Consider the following 20,505-nt stretch of genomic DNA (forward strand, 5'->3'; position numbering starts at 1 on the left):
AAGCCGCTTCCTAATGGCTAAAAGCTAAAGGCTAAGGGCTTCGGAATTTAATACCTTCGGTGTTAAATTCCGATTTATCTTAGTGATATTATACTTCCGAAATAAATAAATGTCAACAGAAAAGCCATAGTATCCCTGAGATCGTATCAGAGAGACTATGGCCTGAAAAATCTGTTTTCGGGACGCCCTTATTTAAGGTCCGAAGGCGGAGCTATCATATCAACTGCCTTAACGGGACACTTGATAACTACATCTTTGTTATTGTCATTAAGTGTCGGGAAGAAGCATACTGTGAAATCTGTAGCGCTCTCGGGTACGAGGAAGCCTCCGATATATCCTGTAAATGTGCTGTTTGCAGGGATATCCATAGGACTTGAAGTATAGTTCGAGAAGTTGTTCTGAGCGTATATCTGTGTTCTTATATCGTAGTGAGCTTCGGTGCTGTCGGGGAAAAGGATATAGAAGTTGTTGAGCATACTGAGGTGGAAATCCTCGTTTGTGTTATTTGTGATAGTTGCGTTAAGATATACGAAGTGCTTGTTATCGTCGGTCTTGTTGCCCGAATCTATTACAGAATTCAGTGTGAAACCTGTCTTGTTTTCGTTGGCTTCCTGAGCCATGCTTACCTGAATCTCGCTTGAAGCAAGGCCTTCCTGGTTGGATTTGTTTGAACGGCTGTCCGAACTGCTTGATGATGCCTTTGGTGTACATGCTGTAAATACTGATAATAACGCAGCTGCGGCAAGAGCAATGGCTGCTGTTTTTAATTTTCTCATTGTTTTCCTCCGAAAGATCGTTTATATATTTTATGGATCGAATGATCTTAATGTATAATAAGTATATCACAATGCCGATGAACTTGTCAAGGGCGTTATAGATACGATATCGGCATAAAAAAAGCTGCCGATGAACGGCAGCTGCAATTTATGTGTGTTATTACTCAGCAGAAGGAGCGCCAACAGGACATACACCTGCACAAGCACCGCACTCTACGCAAGCGTCAGCGTCAATAGTATACTTTCCGTCGCCTTCTGAGATAGCGCTAACAGGACATTCGCCTGCACAAGCACCGCAGCTAACACAATCGTCTGAAATAATATATGCCATAAAAAGCACCTCCGTAGGTTATTTTCGGGAAGTGTATCCCTTAGATACATTTTAACATAAATGCAGAAAAAATCAAGAGATTTTTGTTAGCCTGTGCTTACTTTTTGACGGCAGTAGGCTAATCTCTTGCATTTGCCTTTTTTACGCGGATTTTAGAGTTTTATCAGCCTTGACAATTGCTTGTATGATATAGTATAATAGTTCTGACATAAGTCCGCCGTGAGGTTCGGCGGCGAAAGGAGTATACTATATGGATCTTTTAAAAAAGTCTCTCTCTGCAATGGCTGCTGTATTATTTCTGGCATCTGCGGTATCATGTTCTTCGGGCGGTTCGTCATCCGAATCGGTAACTTCCGCGGAGTCGGCAACAGAAGAACCTACGGAAGAGGTCAAAGAGACTGATATCAGCGGTCAGACCATAACATGGCTTGCTGATTATGATATAAATCCTGCCGTAAAGGGACAGGACCGTTCCGTAGCGCTTTCCCTGTTTGAGGACGTCTACGGAGCTTCGGTGAAGTTCGAGCGCTGTGAGGCAGGCGAAAAGTACGAGACACTTTCAAAAATGCTGCTCTCGGGAAAAACTGTTGATATGTTCCCCTACGATCAGCAGGCTATACCGTATGGAACTGCAAAGGAACTATTTGCCCCTCTTGACGAGTACTACGATGTGCTTGACATGGATTCCGAAATGTGGGAGGGAATGTCGGAGCTTACCGATTCCCTTGCATACAACGGAGAGCATTACGTTATCCCATACAGCCTTTCATCTCCGCAGCTTCTGATATACAGCCGAAAGCTCATTCAGTCTGAGGGACTCGACGATCCTGCGAAGCTTTACGCAGAGAACAAGTGGGACTGGGACGCCTTCATGGGAATGATGAAGAAGTTCAAGGAAAAAGCTCCCGAAGGCGTTACACGTTACGGAATAAACGGCTGGTTCGGACAGTCGGTGCTCAATTCCTCGGGCAAGACGGTCATAAGCAGCGATAACGGCAAGCTGGTCAGCAACCTTGCCTCTCCCGAGATAGAGAAGGCTGAAAAGCTCATGCAGGAAATACGTGACAGCGGACTCTATTATCGTGACTGGTTAGGACATTACGCAAAGGACAATACCATACTGTTTTTTGCAGCGGCTGACTGGGCACTGGGCGAATCGAACCTTGTAACTCCCGATGCGGACCTTATGGCAGTACCTTTCCCGAAGTCTCCCCTTGCAGAAGACTACGCACTGCCCTGCAATATAGGCGCAAGGATGCTTGTAAAGGGTTCGGAACATCCCGAAGCTGTTGCTGCTTTCATAAAGTGCGAGAGAATGGCGGCAACACAGCCTGAGTACACTGCAAAGGCAAAGGAGGAGGCGCTTAAGGGCAGTGTCCGTTCAAAGCTGACTGAGGAGCAGTATGATGCTATACAGTCCTATCTTTCCGATGTGATGCCTGTGTGCGACCTCGGATTCGGAATGAGCGGAAAGATGTTCACTGCTGAGAGCCGTTCCTATGATACGATGGGTGTCATGAATAAGCTTGAATCCGCACTTCTTGATTATCCCGACAAGGCTGAGAACTGGGAAAAACTCAGGGACGCTGTCAAGGGAGATATCGATTCAGCTCTTAAGGAATACAACAAATAGAATGACGTTAAGTACCTGCGCCCTGTGTGCATAAACAGGACGAAAAATACGTGAGCGGAACATTCCGCTTCAGGAGGTCCGTTAATGATACTGATATATCTTCTGCTTTCGGCGGCAGTACTGCTGATAACAGCTTCGGTCTGCCGACGGAAAAGACTCGGCACACTGAAATTTGCAGGCGCAGTTTTTGCTGTTGCTGTTATTCTTGAACTGACCGTTTTCCAGTTCCCTTCATATCGCCTTGCCTTTGGCAGTTATCCCCGTCAGACTCTTTATCCCCGTGATGCGGCGGAAACGGTTTCTGAGGAGTTTACGGTAAGCGGTGGCAAGGAAGCTTCGCTGACATACAGGGATATAAACATCCCTGTGGGAACTGTCAGGGCAAATATCCGATTTGACAGCGGCGAACTCAAAACAGTAGTGATGAATGCCGATATGACCGATGATACAGGCTATTACTACAGGATGAGCATAGTCAGCACGGAAATAGTTAGGGACTGTCCGAGGTCCGCAGACTCTATGGTATTGCTTTCGGGCAATGCAGGTTCGGCACGTTTCAGATTTCAGGGTGGGAACGAAGAGGACAGTTTTACGGTAGAGAGCATAGAGCTGAATACACCCATACCCTTTGATATCCTGCCGCTCAGGACGCTTGCTATAACTCTTATTGCGGCGTTTGTCTATGCGGCGTTCAGGTCCTTTACCGCTTCGAGAAAAGCTGAGGAAGTACCGAAGCTGTGCAGGTGGTCGGCTGTGGCAGTTACAGCTGCGGCGGTCTGTTGCATGGCGCTGATAACGGCTGCAAAAATGCCCGAGGGCGGACTTGCTGGAAGGTTCTCGCTTGAAAACGGCGATCAGATAACGGAAGAACTGGTAACTGCCTTTGAAAAGGGACACGTCTGGCTGGATGCCGAACCCGAACCCGAACTCCTTGCTATGGAGGATCCCTATGACTGGGGAAAACGTCACTACGATGAGATACCTTACAGGTGGGATCATCTGCTCTACAACGGACGTTACTACTCTTATTACGGAGTCGCTCCGCTGATACTTTTCCTGCCTTATCATCTGATAACGGGACATTTCTTCCCTACGGATATAGCGGTATTGCTGTTTTCTTCGCTTGGCATGGCTGCGCTTGCTTTCCTGTACTGTTCAACAGTAAGAAAACGTTACGGGATGATATCCTTCGGAGCCTATATATCGGGACTTGTGATACTTCTTATGACCTGCGGAGCGTGGTTCTGTGTATCCCGTCCCATGTTCTATGAAACGGCAGTTTCATCCGCATTCTTCTGCCTTACTGCTGCGGCATGCTGCTTTACTGTTTCGTGCAGAGCGGAGAAAAAGTCGGTAAAGTATCTGCTCAGCTTTCTTTCATCACTTATGCTGGGACTTTCAGTACTCAGCAGACCGACAATGGCAGTCTATGCAATTGCAGGAGCTATGTTTTACGCAAGAAGTCTCACGTCCGATAATAAGGCGAAAAAGAACTCAAAGCTCATAACTGCGGCATGTCTGTTCCTGCCCATTGTTATCCTCGGAGTTTTCCAGATGTGGTACAACTATGTCAGATTCGGTTCCGTATTCGATTTCGGTATAAAGTACTCCCTGACGATAAATGACTTCACTCATTCTCAGTTCCACATCCATTTCGTTCTTATCGGACTGTATAACTTCCTGTTTGCACCTCCTGCGTTCATCCCCGACTATCCTTACATAACAACTCCCTTTTCACAGCTCGGAGTCAACGGCTATTACTACAAGGATGACGGTAATACCTCGGGAATTCTTTTCCTTGCGCTTCCTGTGTTCGGATATCTGTTCGGCGGACGGCTGCTTAGATACTGCAGAAAATCAAAAGCTTTTGCTGAGTATGCACTGCTGTTCGTGTTCTGCGTTGCAGCACCTCTTGCGATAATCTTTTCATCGTGGGAGAGCGGATATGCACTACGATACACAACGGATTTTTCGTGGGAGATAACTATAGGCGGAATCCTTATACTGTTCGAGGTCTTCGGCAGAAAAGGAAGTGAACTTCAGCGTGTAAGGCTCGGAAGGTTCATGATGCTGTCGGGACTCTGGGCGGTGCTCATAAGCGGTATGCAGATATACAATTACGCCTTCGGAAAAGCCGATTACCCTCAGTTTACAGAATTGCTCCGCAGACACATGGAGCTATGGCATTGACAGTTTTCTTTATGTGAACCGCCAAAAATCAAAGGACTGATTTGGCAAAAAGCAACAAAAAAGTACCTTATTATATGTTAAAGGGGTAAAATTTTAAAAAAGTACGTGACTTTTTAAAGGTGTTGTGATATAATGGTTAATAGGAAATTTTTCCTCAAAAAATAAATAAATATATGAACAAAAGGATGGCTTAAAATGGAGAACAACTATAATCCGCAGAGACCGCGGAAAAGAGTCTCGCGAAAGGTACTGAGACGCCGCCAGTTCTCGGCGCTTGCTGTTATCTCGTTTATCATACTTCTTATCGTGGTGCTTGCTTCAAAAGGCTGCCACAAGAGCGAAAACAGCGGAAAAAATAAAAAGGACAACAAAAATAATCAGACTGCTGTAGTTACAACTATCACAGTACAGCAGGACGATGTGACATTCACTATGCCTCCTACAGAAACTACAGCCGTTGAAGCAGAACCTACTACCGCAAATCCTGCGGCTTCAAAGGTACAGCTTTCAAAGCGCGAGATGTTCCTTGATGTTGGTGATACAGACGTTTCGATTATCCGTGCATACCCCGAGGGTTCTACCGAAGCCAACGAGCAGTGGAAGTCCAGCGATACTTCTATCGCAACTGTCGATAAGCAGGGCTATGTAACTGCTGTTGCACCGGGTTCATGCTACATTATACTCAGCTTCAGCAATCAGCCTGATATCGAGATAGAGATAAAGGTCTCTGTCGCAGATAACGGTGTTACAGCACTCCCTAAGTCTACAGAGAGCGCTACTGATGAGGCTGCTGAGGGACAGAGATTCAGCGGAAGCACTGACAGCTCACTTGCTTACGAGAATAACGTCCTCGTATCAAACGACCTCAGAAACTGACAATTGTTTATCGCTGCAATGCAGCAGTGTTGATACAGAAACTATAAGCCATGGTATTCCGTACAGACAGTCGGAAGTACTGTGGCTTTTCTGTTTTTAGGAGATTTGATCATGAAATGCTTTAAGTGGAAAAATATAACAATTCTGATGCTTGCAGTAATTTTTGCAATTCTTATTAATGGATGCGATCAGAATAAAAAAGATGAAGATGATGAGTTATCCATGTCTGTTTCGCATACGGATGAAGTCGTCAGAGAAGTTTTTATACATGAGACAGGAGGAGAAGATGGCAGGAATATTGAATGGAGAGTTTATTCTGAAAACGGCAAATATTTTCTTTCATATTCAGGCTCTAACTGTCAGCCTTTGTCACATGATTTTGGATTGCCTTTAGATGGCGAATTTGAAATAACAGAACAGGAATATAAAACAATAATGGATGCAGATTACAATAAATTTATTGCTGAATATGATGCGGACTATCAGAAAAATATTGTAGATGCAGTTTGCTTTCGATCGGTTTTAAAATATGATAATGGTTCAGAAATTAATACAGAAGCAAATATGACAAGTGTTGCCATAAAATTGATTGATCTGGCAAGAAAATACAGTGAGTAAATCTGGCATTTCTTATTGCTGAAAGGTGTTATGATCAGAATGGTCAGATCACCATTCGGACATTCCCTTTATAATAAAGAAGATTTTTTGAAAAAATTCCCGAAAACACTTGACTTTTCGGATATAAGCGTGATATAATATAACATGATGATAGTTAGACTAAAGACCGGAAGCTTCCGGTCTTTCGTTTGTAATGGGGAATTTGCTCCCCAAAGGCTATTCAGTATCAGACAAGGAAAGGAGAGTCTTAATGAAGCTGAAGAAATTCGGAGGGACAGAACAGAAGGTCTATGACCTCGTTAAGCCTGTTACCGACGAGCTGGGATACTTCCTCTGGGATGTATGCTATGAAAAGGAAGGCGCTATGTGGTACCTTCGCATATTCATAGATCAGGACGAGGGAATATCCATCGATGACTGCGAAAAGGTCACAGAGCCCGTCAACAGGATACTCGACGAGGCCGATCCCATACAGCAGCAGTATGTGCTGGAGGTCGGTTCGGCAGGTCTTGAAAGAGAACTTCTTAAGGAAGAACACTTTGAGGTTTGTCAGGGCGACAGGGTAAGGATCCGCTTTATCAGGGAAACAGACGGCGAAAAAGAGATATCTGCCGTGCTGAAATGTGCGGACAAAGAGACCGTTACGGTGATTGATGATGAGGATGAAGAAAAGGTATACAAGCTTGCGGATATTGCGTTCGTGAAGCTCTGGTTCGATTTTGAATGATAAAAATATCAATATAGAATAATTATTACTGGAGGAAAAAACAATGGATAACTTTTTCGAAGCGCTTGAAATGCTCGGAGAGGAAAACAGCGTTGAGACAGGTCTCCTTATAGAGAAAGTCAAGTCTGCAATGCTCAAGGCAGCTAAAAGAGCCTATCCCCACAGCGAGGAAAGACTCAGAGTCGAGATAGACCCTGCAACAAAGAAGTTCGCTATGTATATCGAGCAGGATATCATCGACGACCAGCCTTTCGATGATAACGAGATCAATATCGACGTTGCAAAGACCAAGGATCCGAATGCTTACGTCGGCGGAAAGATGCTCAAGGAGATCGACATCTCAAAGCTGGGCAGAATGGCTGCACTCTCTGCAAAGCAGTCCATAAAGGGCGACCTCAGAGAGATCAACCGTGAGCAGATGCTTGCAAAGTTCGAGTCGAAGGAGCATGACTGCATCGTTGCAAAGGTATCTCAGGTAGATCCCGGAAGAGGTACTGTTACCGTTGAGTATGACGGCACAGAGCTTTACCTTTTCAGAAACGAGCAGATCCCCGGCGAGAACCTCACAGAAGGCAAGTCTGTAAAGGTCTATATCACAGGTATCATCGGCAAGACAAAGAAGCCTATCGTTAAGATCTCACGTACTCACAAGGACCTTGTAAAGCGTCTCTTTGAGATAGAGGTACCCGAGATTTACGACGGCACGGTTGAAGTGAAGTCGATCTCCCGTGAGGCAGGCTCTCGTACAAAGATAGCTGTATGGAGCAACGATCCCGATGTTGATGCAGTAGGTGCATGTATCGGTGCAAAGCGTTCACGTATCACAGCTGTTGTGAATGAACTGAACGGCGAGAAGATAGACATTATCCCGTGGAGCGAAAAGCCCGAGGAATTCGTGGCAAGAGCACTCGCTCCCGCAGAAGTTCTCAAGACTGTTATCACTTCCGAAGAGGAAAAGACATGTACAGTCGTGGTTCCAAACAATCAGCTCTCACTTGCTATCGGCAACAAGGGACAGAACGCAAAGCTTGCTGCTAAGCTCACAGGCTACAAGATCGACATCAAGCCGCAGTTCGATACAGTTACAAACGAGGAAGCTCCCGAGCTGAGTCCTGATTTCAAGGCTCCCGAGACTGCTGCTCCCATAGCTGAGGAGGAGACAGAAACTGCTCCTGTTGAGGAAACTGCTGAGGCAGCAGCTCCCGCTGAGGAGACTCCTGCTGAGGAGACAGAGGCTCCTGCAGAAGAATGAATATGAAGCCTAAAAAAATACCCATGAGAATGTGCCTCGGATGCAGCGAGATGAAACCCAAAAAGGAACTTCTCCGTGTTGTGAAGTCTCCCGAGGGCGAGATAAGTCTCGATTTTGTAGGCAAGAAAAACGGCAGAGGCGCTTATATCTGCCGCAGTACAGAGTGCTACGAAAAGGCGCGCAAGTCAAGACGTTTTGAAAAGACGTTCTCATGCAAGATAGAAGAAAGCGTTTATGAGGTGATGGCAGATGAACTCAGATCCGAAACAGAAAACAGCTGACCTGCTTTCCATATGCTTCAAAGCAGGAAAGGCAGTAAAGGGTTTCGACAGCGCTGCGGATGCAGTTAAAAACGGAAATGCGTTCTGCGTTCTGCTTGCTTCGGATGCATCGGCAAAAACAGCCAAAGAAGCAGATTTCATCTGCGGCAAGTACAGCGTACCTGTTATAAGGACGGGACTTGCAAAGGCTGATATCGCAAAACTCTGCCGTAAAGAGACTGCCGTTATCGCAGTCTGCGACAAGGGCTTTGCGGACAGATTCGCCGTTATAGTTTCAGAATAAAATATACATCTTCGCTGCCATGCGGCGGCATACAAATTGAATAGTCCTGCCGTGACAGAAACGGCATTGTGAATGGAGGTACTACAAACCTATGGCAAAAAAAATAAAATTAAGCGATGCAGCAAAGGATCTCAATATCCCGTCACAGAAGCTTATTGATTTCTTCGCCGAGAAGGGTGACACCAAGAAAAAGGCAGCTACAAGCCTTACGGAGGAAGAAATGAATCTGGTGCTCGAGCACTATACAAAAGAACATGAGGTAAAGTCGCTGGATGAATACTTCGCATCAAAGGACGATCCGCGTCCAGAGCCTGCGAAGGAAGAAACTCCGAAGGCTGAACCGAAAAAGGAGAAAAAGCCTGCCGAAAAGAAGAAGCCTGCACCTGCAAAGGAAAAAGCTGCAGAGCCTAAGAAGGAGGCTGCTCCGAAGAAGGAGGAAAAGCCCGTGGAAAAGAGCGAAGCTCCCGAAAAGAAGCCTGAGGTAAAGGCTGAACCCGAAAAGAAAGAAGCTCCTAAGCCCGAGGCAAAGGCTGAGCCCGAGAAGAAGGAAGAGCCGAAGACTGAAGCTAAGGCCGAGCCTAAGGCAGAACCTGCAAAGCAGGAAGCTCCCAAGGCTGAAGCACAGGAGACAAAGCCTGCTGAGAACCATAAGCAGGACAAGAAAAACAAGAAGAAGGAGCAGGCGAAGGCTCAGGACCGCGGCGAACGTACAAAGTTCAATGCTTCATTCAGTTCCGAAACAGCTCAGACCTCCGGTCAGAGAAGAACTGTTGATACCCGCGGAAGCTACGTTGACCTTGATAAGTATAACGAGCGCTATGAGCAGATAGCTCCTGCAAATAAGCACAAGAACGATAACTACTCATCAAAGAAGCAGAAGATCAACCAGAAGTCTGCTCAGAGAAACCGTCAGCAGTTCTCTAAGAAGGAGAGCGAGGCTGAGAAGCTCAAGAGACTCGAACTCGAGCGCGCAAGAAAGCAGCAGCTCAAGGTAATGATCCCCGACAGCATAACAGTCGGTGAGCTTGCTACACGTCTTAAGGCTACAGCTACAGACGTTATCAAGAAGCTCATGGGACTCGGTGTTATGGCTTCTATCAATCAGGAGATCGACTTCGATACAGCTTCACTTGTTGCTGAGGAACTCGGTGCAAAGGTAGAGAAGGAAGTTATCGTTACTATCGAGGAGCGTCTTATCGACGATACAGACGATGACGATACAAACCTCGAGCCACGCTGCCCTGTAGTTGTTGTTATGGGACACGTTGACCACGGTAAGACTTCTATCCTCGACCGTATCAGAAACGCTCACGTTGCCGCAGGAGAAGCAGGCGGTATCACACAGCATATCGGTGCTTATCAGGTAAACGTCAACGGACAGGATATCACTTTCCTTGATACTCCCGGACACGAAGCTTTCACTTCCATGCGTGCAAGAGGTGCGAATATCACTGATATCGCTATACTCGTTGTTGCCGCTGATGACGGTATCATGCCGCAGACAGTAGAGTCTATCAACCATGCGAAGTCCGCAGGCGTTCAGATAATCGTTGCTATCAACAAGATGGATAAGGAAGGCGCTAACCCCGACCGCATCAAGGAAGAACTCACAAAGTACGACCTCGTTTGCGAGGACTGGGGCGGAGACGTTATCTGTGTTCCCGTATCCGCAAAGACAGGCGAAGGCATCGAAGAACTCCTTGAAAACGTTCTTCTCGTTGCTGAGGTACAGGAGCTTAAGGCTAACCCGGACCGTCTTGCAAAGGGTACTGTTATCGAAGCTCGTCTTGACAAGGGCAGAGGTCCTATCGCTACACTTCTCGTACAGAACGGTACACTTAAGCAGGGTGATATAATCATCGCAGGTACTGCTGTGGGAAGAGTTCGTGTAATGACAAACGACAAGGGCAGAACAGTAAAGTCCGCAGGTCCTTCCGTACCTGTTGAGATAACAGGTCTTGCAGAAGTTCCGAGCGCAGGTGATACTTTCAACGCTGTTGAGGATGAGCGTCTTGCTCGTGAACTCGTTGACCAGAGAAAGCATGAGCAGAAGCAGGAGCAGTTCAACGCTTACCGCAAGGTAACTCTTGATAACCTGTTCAGCCAGATCGCAGAGGGCGAGATCAAAGAACTTCCTATCATCGTAAAGGCTGACGTTCAGGGTTCTGTTGAGGCTGTAAAGCAGTCTCTCGAAAAGCTCTCCAACAATGAAGTAAGAGTAAGAGTCATCCACGGTGCAGTCGGTGCCGTAAAGGAAAGCGACGTTATGCTTGCAAGCGCTTCCAACGCTATCATAGTAGGCTTCAACGTTCGTCCCGATCCTGTTGCCGCAGAGAATGCTGCCCGTGACGGTGTTGATATCCGTCTCTACCGTATCATCTATGATGCTATCGAAGAGATATCAACTGCTATGAAGGGTATGCTCGCTCCTAAGTTCCGCGATGTTGAACTCGGACGCGCAGAAGTAAGACAGGTATACAAGATATCCAACGTTGGTATGGTAGCAGGAAGCTACGTACTCAGCGGTAAGGTAACACGAGGCTGTCAGGTGCGTATAGTACGTGACGGTATCATAATCGCTGACGATAAGATCGCAGGTCTGAAGCGTTTCAAGGACGATGCAAAGGAAGTTGCAGAGAGCTTTGAGTGCGGAATCAGCCTCGAGAAGTTCAGCGACGTTAAGGAAGGCGATATCTTCGAGGCTTACACAGTCGAGGAGTACCGCGAGGACTGATAATAAACTTATCTGACAGGAGGAATGTATTATGGACAACAGCAGAATGAGCAATGCTGATATGCTGCAATACTGTGACGAAGCACTGGCGTGGGAAGATTTCGGACCTATTGATATATTGTTCTTTGAGTCCGTAAAAAAGATACTCCTTGGTCAGTGCAGCCCGATAGAAGAACCCGATTACGAACCCGATGATCTTATGGGACTGGAAAGACCTGTACGTGATACCGAGCTGGAACCCGAATACTGCAACTATGCTGATATCTACTACGGCGAGGGCGACGACGATCTTCCCGACTACAGCACCATAAAGATAAAGGAGAATTTCCCTGCTGAGGTGTTCGGAGAGGGCTTCTTCGGATCGAATGAAAAAGTGGCATACGGCACCAATGAGGAAGAGACTGAAGAAAAAGACGAGGGATTCAAGGTAGAGGTAGACTGATACCCCTGCCGCCCCGTTCGCATTTGTCCGAAACGGACAGAAAGGAATATAATGCCGAATTTCAAGAACAGCCGTATGGCAGAAGATATTAAAAGAGAACTTACCGCTATCCTGCGTGAGCTCAAGGATCCGAGGATCGACAAGATGCTCACTATCGTAAGAGCAGACCTTTCGGGAGATATGTCAAACTGCAAAGTTTACGTATCGAGCCTTGAAGGTATGGAGCGCACAAAGGAATCGGTCAAGGGACTCAAAAATGCTTCGGGATTTATCCGCAGAGAGCTTTTTCACCGCCTTGAGATGAGAAAGTCTCCCGAACTCAGCTTCATTGCGGATAATTCCATTGAACGAAGCGCAGAGATAAGCAAGAAACTCAATGACCTGCTTTGATCGGAAAACAGGTCGGATAGATATGAAAGAGGTGTGATATGTTTATTGGATTCAGCGAGGCAGAAAGCTTTCTCCGCAATTGCAGAGACGCTGTCATAATCACACATCAGTCGCCTGACGGTGACTGTATCGGCGCAGGCTTCGGTCTTAAGGACATTCTCGCAGAACTCGGCATTAGAAGCAGGGTAGTTTGCAGCGATCCCTTCCCGAAGCGCTATGATTTCATGACTTCGTGCGGCGCAGGTGAGGATTTCGAGCCTGAGACCATTATCGCAGTCGATATAGCCGATGAAAAACTTATGGGAAGATACGAGGCGATATACGGCGGAAAGGTGCAGCTCTGCATCGACCACCATATCTCCAACAAGAACTATGCGGAGAAAACACTTCTCCGCGGAAACGCCACTGCTGCCTGCGAGATCATTTATGATCTTGCACAGTATATGGGCGTAAGGATAACAAAGCACTGCGCTACATGCCTTTATACAGGCATAGCTACCGATTCGGGCTGTTTCAAGTACGATTGCACTACTCCCCGTGCTCACGAGATAGCAGCAGAGATGAAGCGAAGCTATGATATAAACTTCGCAAGGATAAACAGGTATATGTTCGATGTCAAGTCTATGGGACGCATGAAGCTCGAAGCTAAGGTGACTGAGCTTATGGAGGAGCGCCTCGGCGGAAAGCTGGTGCTGCTTGCTGTAACTCAGGATATGATGAAGCAGCTCGGAGTCGCTATGGAGGAGCTTGAAGGCTTCGCACCGCTGACTATACAGCTGGAGAATACCGAAGTTGGCGTTCTTATGCGTGAGCGTGAGGACGGCGTGTTCAAGTGCTCGTTCCGCTCGGCTGACGAAGTAAACGTATCCGAGATATGTCAGACTCTCGGCGGAGGCGGTCACGCCAAAGCCGCAGGCTGCACGGTTGAAGGCAGCGTAAGCGACATAAAGGATACAATTACCGAAGCAGTAAGAAAGGCTATCGGCTCATGAACGGCATACTCTGTGTGAACAAACCGCAGGATTTCACATCCTTTGACGTAGTGGCAAAGCTGAGGGGCATACTTCAGATGAAGCGCCTCGGTCACGGCGGAACTCTCGATCCTATGGCTACGGGAGTTCTCCCTGTGTTCGTCGGAAATGCCACGAAAGCATGTGACATAATGCCTGACGATACAAAGAGCTATCGTGCAGGTTTCAGGCTTGGCGCTGTTTCCGATACTCAGGACGTCTGGGGCGAAGTCAGCGAAAAGTCGGATATGGCTGTCAGCGGTGAAGAGCTTTCGGATGTGCTTCCGCTCTTTACGGGTAAGATAATGCAGCTGCCTCCTATGTACTCGGCAGTACAGGTAAACGGTCAGCGCCTTTATGACCTTGCAAGAAAGGGAATAGAGGTAGAGCGTCAGCCCCGTGAGATAGAGGTAAGCAGCATCAGCCTTGTTGAGTATGATACTGCTTCACGCTGCGGAATCCTTGATATAGCCTGCGGAAAGGGTACTTACATTCGCACTGTTATCAACGATATCGGTGAAAAACTCGGCTGCGGCGGTATAATGACTTCACTGGTAAGAACTTCTTCCTGCGGATTCACTCTTGATGAGTGTCACACATTGGAGGAGATACAGCTTGCCAAGGATGAGGGGCGTCTGGAAGAACTGATACTTCCTATAGAAAGAGTATTCGCTTCCATGAACAGACTGCGCCTTAACGAAGCACAGACAAGGATGTACCGCAACGGAGTTAAGCTGGACCTTTCAAGGATACATGACGTAAAGCCCGATACGGATGAATATGCTGTGTACGGCTGGGACAGACAGTTTATCGGTACTGCATCAGCCGACCGCGAAAACGGTGTTCTCCGTGTCGGTAAGAATATGGGGTGACAGTATGGATAACAAAAAGGCTGTTGCTCTGGGACTCTTTGACGGAGTTCATCTGGGACACCGTGCCGTTCTTTCGGCTGCATACGAGCAGAGCAAAAACGGACTTACAGCTTCGGCTTTCACATTTGTGCCCGAGACCGCAAGCTATAAAAGCGGCGGCTACATCTACGGCACTAAGACAAAGCTGAGACTTATAGGCGAATGCGGTATAAAGCAGACAGAACTTCTGACGTTCACACTCGTCAGAGGAATGTCCGGTGAGGAATTCGCTGAAAGGATACTCTGCGAACGCATGAATGCCGCTTTTGTCTGCTGCGGAAGTGATTTCCGCTTCGGAAAGGATGCTTCCTGCGGAGTGGATGAACTGCGAGAATTCGGTGAAAGATACGGATTCAAGGTGCAGGTAGTGGAAGCCGTAAAGCAGAACGGCGATGTGATATCATCAAGCAGCATAAGGCGTCTGCTCAGTGAGGGCAGCATCGAAAAGGCAAATGAACTGCTTGGAAGAAGCTATATCATATCGGGAACTGTTGCCGACGGCAACCACATCGGCAGGACTATAGACTTCCCTACAATAAATCAGAACTTCGGAAGCGGTCAGCTGGTACCTGCTTACGGTGTATACTCCGGAAGGACTTGCATAGACGGCATAGTTTACCGCACAGTCACCAACATAGGTGTAAAGCCGACCATAGCAGGTGAACGTTCGCCCCTTGCCGAAACTCACATACTCGGTTTTTCGGGCGATCTCTACGGCAGGGATATACAGTCGGAGCTTACCGGCTATATACGTCCCGAAAGGCGGTTCGGTTCGGTCGAAGAACTTAAACAGCAGATAATCAGGGACATTGCTGCGGCAGAAAATATGCCGTGAAAATCAAATAATATTCGCAGTACTTTCACTGCATTATCACATTAAAGAAGTACCATTATTATTGGCGTTTTATCCTGATGCGCTGTGTTGCCGCACGGGCTGAAGGATGTTCCTATATTGATATCAGGAGGAGAGCAAATGATAGAGGTCAGGAACCTTACTAAAAGATACGGCGACAAACAAGCCGTAAACGATATCAGCTTCAAGGTCGAAAAGGGCGAGATACTCGGCTTCCTCGGACCTAACGGAGCAGGAAAATCAACTACGATGAATATGCTTACAGGCTATATCTCATCTACCTCGGGTCAGATACTCATAAACGGTACGGATATACTCGAGGATCCGATAAAGGCAAAATCCAACATAGGTTATCTCCCTGAGATACCTCCGCTTTACATGGATATGACTGTAGATGCTTATCTCAGCTTCATGTACGATCTGAAAAAGTGCAAGCTCCCGAGAAAAGCTCACCTTAAGGACGTATGTGACCTTTGCAAGATAACTGCTGTAAGGGGACGTATCATACGCAACCTTTCAAAAGGTTACAGACAGAGAGTAGGTCTCGCACAGGCACTTATCAACAATCCGCCCGTACTCATTCTCGATGAGCCTACTGTCGGACTCGATCCGAACCAGATAATCGAGATAAGAACTCTTATCAAGAAGCTCGGCAAGAGCCACACAGTTATTCTTTCTTCTCACATACTCCCCGAGATACAGGCTGTCTGTGACAGGATCATCATTATCAACAAGGGCGTAGTTGCAGCGGACGGAACTGCGGACGAGATCGCAAGAAATATTACAAACGAGCACAAGATGACTCTCCGTATAGAGGGCTCTACTCATACTGCTGCCGATAAGCAGGAGATAGTGGACGCTATAAAGTCCATCGGCGGTATAAAGTACGTCCGTGCAGACATGGAGAGAGAAAGAGGCATATACGATTACGACGTAGAGGCTGACGAAAAGACAGATGTACGCCGTGCTATCAACGACATCTGCCGTCAGAAGGGATGGAATATCCTTATGCTCCAGCTCTCGAACCTCACCCTTGAGGATATCTTCCTTAAGATAACTATGGGCGACGGAGTTGATCAGAAAAAGCCTGAATCAGCTCCGAAGATAGAGCTTTCCGTCAAGGACGGCGAACTTATCGCTTCCACAGGCGAAGCAAAAGAGCAGAAAGCTGCGGAATCTGATACGAAAACAGAGACTTCCGCTTCAAAAAGCGAAACAAATAATAAAAACAAGAAAAAATCAGGATCCAAGAAAGGATCGGAAAAAGATAATAAAGGAGGCGAGCTTTAATGGGCGCTATTTACAGAAGAGAGATGCATGCCTTCTTTATATCAGGAGTAGCATACGTATTTCTGACCGTATTTTTCCTTCTTTCGGGAATATTCTTCTATAACGGTGTAATAACTTCAGGAACATCAGATACATCGCCTATGTTCGGCTCGATGTTTATGATCGTACTGTTCCTGATACCGATACTCACCATGAAGCTCCTCAGCGAGGAGAAGAAAAACCGCACCGATCAGGGACTGCTTACAGCTCCCGTTGGATTATGGTCGATAGTCCTGGGAAAGTATTTTGCAGCTCTTACACTTTTCATCATTGCTGAGAGCATAGTGTTCGTCTATGCGATAATACTCAGCTACCTCGGAAGCGTTGTATGGACAACTCTTCTCGGCAACTATTTCGCAATGCTCTTCCTCGGAGCAGCTTTCATTGCGGTGGGACTTTTCATTTCCTCACTTACAGAGAACCAGATGGCTGCGGCTATCGCAAGTATGCTGGCACTCTTCATGCTTTACCTTATCGATAACATCGCACAGACTGTATCGAATGAATATATCAGCAAGGCTATGCTCTCGCTTTCGTTCTATACAAAGTTTATCGAGTTCACACGAGGCGTATTCAGCCTGTCAAGCGTATTATTCTTCCTCAGCACAGCATTCCTCTTCAACTTCCTGACTGTAAGAGTTCTGGATAAGAGACGCTGGGGTTAATGTGAAAGGAAGGTATAGTTCAGATGAGCAATAAAGAAAAAAACGGGCTGAATCCTGCTGCTGAAACTGCCGCAGAAGCTCCCGAGAAAAAGAAGCACAACTTCAAGAAGCTGAAATTCGGCTCGATGTCTGTTATCGTGCTTATACTCGTTATCGCTATCGTTATCGTTATAAACCTTATGGCAGGACTTCTCAGCAAGCGCTATCCTCTTAAAGTCGATCTTACTCCCGATAAGAGATACGAGCTTTCCGATGAGTCCATAGAGGTACTTCAGAATCTCGATAAAAATGTAGAGATAACTGTTACGAATACCCGTGATACTTTTGCAAGCATGAGCGCATATTTCGAGCAGATGTATCAGCAGTACGGCGTAAATCTTGAGATGCCTTACGAAATGATACCTGAGATACTTGATAAGTATAAGCTCTATGCTGAAAGCAGTAAGGGCGGCATCGACATCAAGTATGTTGATATGAACCGCGATCCTGATATCATAAGCCGCTATAGCAAGTACTACAACGGTGAGATAAAGGAAGGAAGCATAGTTGTTTACTGCAACGAGCGTGTAAAAGTCATAGCAAGCGACGAAGTAGTCAACATGATCCGTTCCCCTCAGACAGGCGGCGGACAGGTGCCTACAAGCATGAATTTTGCAGGTGAGAGCGTTATTACTTCTGCTATCATGTCCGTAACAGACACTAACCCGATGAAGGTTGCAATTGTAAAGACTATGAACGGCAACGCTCTTTATGAGACAAGACTTGAACCGCTTTCCACATCTCTCGAATCGTTCCTTTCAAAGAACGGATACGACTGCGTTGATGTAGATATAGCTACTGATGAGATCAGTCCCGCTGACTATGATCTGCTTGTAGTTCAGATGCCGAATGTGGATTTCTCTGCTGATATCATCACAAAGCTCAGCGATTTCCTCTACAACGAAGGAAACTATCAGAAGAACCTTCTCTACATCCCGAGCCTTACAGCAACAAATCTTCCTAATATAGACGAATTCCTTGCTGACTGGAGCATAAAGGTAGAGCCTTCTATCATCCTTGATGATAATATGATATCCGCTCCTTTAGAGACACTCGGAATGAATGATGCATCCCCTGTTATGTCTGTTTCAGACGCTGAAAGCGTAGGAACCCTTGCAAATGAGACACTTCCTATAGCTGCACCTTACACAAAGGCACTTACCGTTATAAGCAAGAATAACGAGAGAGTTGTTAAAGAGGTCCTTAAGTCTTCTCCTACAAGCTACCTTACAGACCTTTCAACAGGTGAAAAGGGCGAAACAGGTTCATTCAATGCTGCACTTCTTTCATCAAGAAGCAAGGCTGACGGACTTGATGTAAACACAAGTAATCTGCTTGTTCTCGGAAGCACATTCTTCGCAGACAATGCACTTCTCACTTATTCAAACACATATAACAATGCAAATGTTCTTATCAGCATGGTCAACAATATGACAGGCAAGGAGAACGGCGTTGTGATAGCTGAAAAAGCACTCCAGCAGTCCAATATCGCTGTAACAGGTACAGAGGGCAAGGTAATAAGATGGATAGTTATTGCAGTTATACCGCTTATTGTTGCGCTTGCAGGAACTATCGTACTGTTAAGGAGAAGAAATAAATGAAAAAAGCAGTTAAAGGCATTCTCGGTCTTACCGCACTGCTTGCGGCGCTGGGCGGCGGATATGCCGCTCTGAGACTGAGTGAGCCGACGGGTGAAAATATTGTGAACAGCTCGGAAACGAGTACTGAAGCCACAAAAAAAGAAGTTGTCCTCATCAAGGATGTAAATGTAACAGCTACAAATCCCGAGACAGGTTCGGAAGAAATGGGCGTTGTTGAATCGGTCGACGTAGTTAATGCTACCGAGACTCTTCACGTTGTACATTCCGGTACTATCCCCGATTCCACTGCTCCGAGATATGTGTTCAGCGGTTACGAGAATGTTCCTATGGATTACGCTGTTATAGGCACTCTTGCAAACAACGCGAACGGTCTTACATCCAATGATGTGATCGAGGAAAACTGCACGGATATGTCCAAATTCGGACTCGATCCTCCTGCAATAACAGTTGATGTTAAATTTGAAACAGGTTATGAAAGCAAGCTCCTTATAGGAAATGAAACTCCAAAGGGCGCAGAGAACTACGTAGCTGTTGAAGGCAGCAATACGGTATATACCGTAACAAGTTCAAGATTAGCAAATTACAGCAAGACACTCTTCGATTTTGCTGACAAGACTATCCTTGCAGAGCCTTCACAGGACGAATATCCGGGAATATCAAGTCTCAGGATACAGCGTGAGGATCTTGACTATGATATCTATATCGCACATAATGAAAAGACGGATGATCCCGATTATCAGAGCGGTACGATATCAACACAGCTGATGCTTGAACCTGTTGAAGCAAATCTCGCAGTTGAGCGTTCCACAGAAATAACAAACGGTATGTTCGGACTCTATGCAAGCGGCATTTACAGCCTCAGATGCAAGGAATCGGATATCGCAGAGGCAGGACTCAAAGATCCTTTCTGTACCGTTGAAATGAAGACCGATGACGGCGGAGACTACGTTCTTTACCTCAGCGAACCATTCACTGACGGCGACGGAAAAAGCTGCTATGCAATGATGAAGGACGGTAAGATAATCTATATCGTCAATGCGGATGATGCAAAGTGGGTAAGCGTAATGCCGATAGACATCGCTTCAAAGATATTCATAGGCGAATACGTATGGAATATCAGCGAGCTCAGCATAAAGTGCGACGGAGTTGATGACAAGTTCATCATCAAGGCTAAGGAGCCGAATGAGGAAGTTGATACACGTACTTCTGAAAACTATATCACCACACTCAACGGAAAAGAATTCGACAGCGAGAGATACAGATTGTTCTACAGCTTCCTTATAAGCGCGAATGCCGAGGAGTTTGCTGTCAATGTGGATAAACCCGATGCAGAACCTATGGCTGTTCTGGAATACACCGAGTCCTACAGCAATAAGACGAAAAAACTTGAATTCTATGATTATTCCAATATGACCGCACTCGTTGTTGTTGACGGTCAGAGCAGATATTTCGTTACAAAGTCATATGTCGAGACCATGATAGACAACGCTAAAAGGATCGAGACAGGCGAGGACTATGTAACTACATGGAGATGATCATTTACCACACCTAAACCATACTAAGG

20 protein-coding genes are annotated in these 20,505 nt (G+C 46.4%); 18 read left to right on the plus strand and 2 right to left on the minus strand.

Translation table 11 applies throughout. From position 1 onward, the window contains the following. Nucleotides 1-188: 188 nt before the first annotated feature. Nucleotides 189-776 carry a DUF4352 domain-containing protein gene (locus tag BT127_RS14310; protein WP_075425656.1) on the minus strand — a complete coding sequence of 196 codons (588 nt, stop codon included), beginning with the start codon at nt 774-776 and terminating at the stop codon, nt 189-191. 160 nt (nt 777-936) lie between these two features. Next, nucleotides 937-1,107, minus strand: coding sequence for a 4Fe-4S ferredoxin (fdxA, locus tag BT127_RS14315; protein ID WP_075425657.1), 171 nt, complete (start codon nt 1,105-1,107; stop codon nt 937-939). 250 nt (nt 1,108-1,357) lie between these two features. Here fdxA and BT127_RS14320 point away from each other — a divergent pair, with 250 nt between their 5' ends. The 18 genes from BT127_RS14320 to BT127_RS14405 all read left to right on the plus strand — a co-directional run bounded on the left by BT127_RS14320 (nt 1,358) and on the right by BT127_RS14405 (nt 20,476). Next, nucleotides 1,358-2,740 carry an ABC transporter substrate-binding protein gene (locus tag BT127_RS14320; protein WP_075425658.1) on the plus strand — a complete coding sequence of 461 codons (1,383 nt, stop codon included), beginning with the start codon at nt 1,358-1,360 and terminating at the stop codon, nt 2,738-2,740. Nucleotides 2,741-2,824: 84 nt separating this feature from the next. Further along, complete coding sequence (locus BT127_RS14325) at nt 2,825-4,930, plus strand: hypothetical protein (protein ID WP_075425659.1); 2,106 nt, start codon at nt 2,825-2,827, stop codon at nt 4,928-4,930. A 195-nt stretch (nt 4,931-5,125) separates the two neighbouring features. Continuing rightward, nucleotides 5,126-5,806, plus strand: a complete 681-nt coding sequence (locus tag BT127_RS14330; RefSeq protein WP_075425660.1) for an Ig-like domain-containing protein — start codon at nt 5,126-5,128, stop codon at nt 5,804-5,806. A 111-nt stretch (nt 5,807-5,917) separates the two neighbouring features. After that, nucleotides 5,918-6,424, plus strand: coding sequence for a hypothetical protein (locus tag BT127_RS14335; RefSeq protein WP_075425661.1), 507 nt, complete (start codon nt 5,918-5,920; stop codon nt 6,422-6,424). Between the two features lie 250 nt (nt 6,425-6,674). Continuing rightward, complete coding sequence (gene rimP / locus BT127_RS14340) at nt 6,675-7,151, plus strand: ribosome maturation factor RimP (protein ID WP_075425662.1); 477 nt, start codon at nt 6,675-6,677, stop codon at nt 7,149-7,151. A gap of 43 nt (nt 7,152-7,194) precedes the next feature. Beyond that, nucleotides 7,195-8,403 (plus strand): transcription termination factor NusA, encoded by a 1,209-nt coding sequence (gene nusA / locus BT127_RS14345; RefSeq protein WP_075425663.1) that lies wholly within the window; start codon nt 7,195-7,197, stop codon nt 8,401-8,403. A 2-nt stretch (nt 8,404-8,405) separates the two neighbouring features. After that, on the plus strand, nt 8,406-8,684 hold the full coding sequence (gene rnpM, locus BT127_RS14350) for an RNase P modulator RnpM (RefSeq protein ID WP_075425702.1): 279 nt from the start codon (nt 8,406-8,408) through the stop codon (nt 8,682-8,684). Then, nucleotides 8,653-8,967, plus strand: a complete 315-nt coding sequence (locus BT127_RS14355) for a L7Ae/L30e/S12e/Gadd45 family ribosomal protein (RefSeq protein ID WP_075425664.1) — start codon at nt 8,653-8,655, stop codon at nt 8,965-8,967. Before rnpM ends, BT127_RS14355 begins: the two co-directional genes overlap by 32 nt. Before the next feature lie 91 nt (nt 8,968-9,058). Then, the gene (infB, locus tag BT127_RS14360) at nt 9,059-11,701 is read left to right on the plus strand and encodes a translation initiation factor IF-2 (RefSeq protein WP_075425665.1); all 2,643 of its coding nucleotides are present in this window, start codon (nt 9,059-9,061) and stop codon (nt 11,699-11,701) included. Between the two features lie 31 nt (nt 11,702-11,732). Next, on the plus strand, nt 11,733-12,143 hold the full coding sequence (locus tag BT127_RS14365) for a hypothetical protein (RefSeq protein ID WP_318257277.1): 411 nt from the start codon (nt 11,733-11,735) through the stop codon (nt 12,141-12,143). A gap of 51 nt (nt 12,144-12,194) precedes the next feature. Then, nucleotides 12,195-12,533, plus strand: a complete 339-nt coding sequence (gene rbfA, locus BT127_RS14370; RefSeq protein ID WP_075425666.1) for a 30S ribosome-binding factor RbfA — start codon at nt 12,195-12,197, stop codon at nt 12,531-12,533. Nucleotides 12,534-12,571: 38 nt separating this feature from the next. Continuing rightward, nucleotides 12,572-13,525, plus strand: coding sequence for a DHH family phosphoesterase (locus BT127_RS14375; protein ID WP_075425667.1), 954 nt, complete (start codon nt 12,572-12,574; stop codon nt 13,523-13,525). Continuing rightward, the gene (truB, locus tag BT127_RS14380) at nt 13,522-14,415 is read left to right on the plus strand and encodes a tRNA pseudouridine(55) synthase TruB (protein ID WP_075425668.1); all 894 of its coding nucleotides are present in this window, start codon (nt 13,522-13,524) and stop codon (nt 14,413-14,415) included. Before BT127_RS14375 ends, truB begins: the two co-directional genes overlap by 4 nt. A 4-nt stretch (nt 14,416-14,419) precedes the next feature. Beyond that, nucleotides 14,420-15,289, plus strand: a complete 870-nt coding sequence (gene ribF, locus BT127_RS14385; protein ID WP_075425669.1) for a riboflavin biosynthesis protein RibF — start codon at nt 14,420-14,422, stop codon at nt 15,287-15,289. Between the two features lie 138 nt (nt 15,290-15,427). Then, nucleotides 15,428-16,597, plus strand: a complete 1,170-nt coding sequence (locus tag BT127_RS14390; protein ID WP_075425670.1) for an ABC transporter ATP-binding protein — start codon at nt 15,428-15,430, stop codon at nt 16,595-16,597. Further along, nucleotides 16,597-17,301: an ABC transporter permease subunit gene (locus BT127_RS14395; RefSeq protein WP_075425671.1), complete on the plus strand. Its 705-nt coding sequence runs from the start codon at nt 16,597-16,599 to the stop codon at nt 17,299-17,301. The genes BT127_RS14390 and BT127_RS14395 overlap by 1 nt, the downstream gene beginning before the upstream one ends. Before the next feature lie 23 nt (nt 17,302-17,324). Beyond that, nucleotides 17,325-18,941: a GldG family protein gene (locus BT127_RS14400; RefSeq protein WP_075425672.1), complete on the plus strand. Its 1,617-nt coding sequence runs from the start codon at nt 17,325-17,327 to the stop codon at nt 18,939-18,941. Further along, the gene (locus BT127_RS14405) at nt 18,938-20,476 is read left to right on the plus strand and encodes a DUF4340 domain-containing protein (RefSeq protein WP_075425673.1); all 1,539 of its coding nucleotides are present in this window, start codon (nt 18,938-18,940) and stop codon (nt 20,474-20,476) included. Before BT127_RS14400 ends, BT127_RS14405 begins: the two co-directional genes overlap by 4 nt. The last annotated feature ends 29 nt before the right edge of the window (nt 20,477-20,505 follow it).

The organism is Ruminococcus sp. XPD3002, from assembly GCA_900119535.1.
Taxonomy (GTDB): Bacteria; Bacillota; Clostridia; order Oscillospirales; family Ruminococcaceae; genus Ruminococcus; species Ruminococcus flavefaciens_H.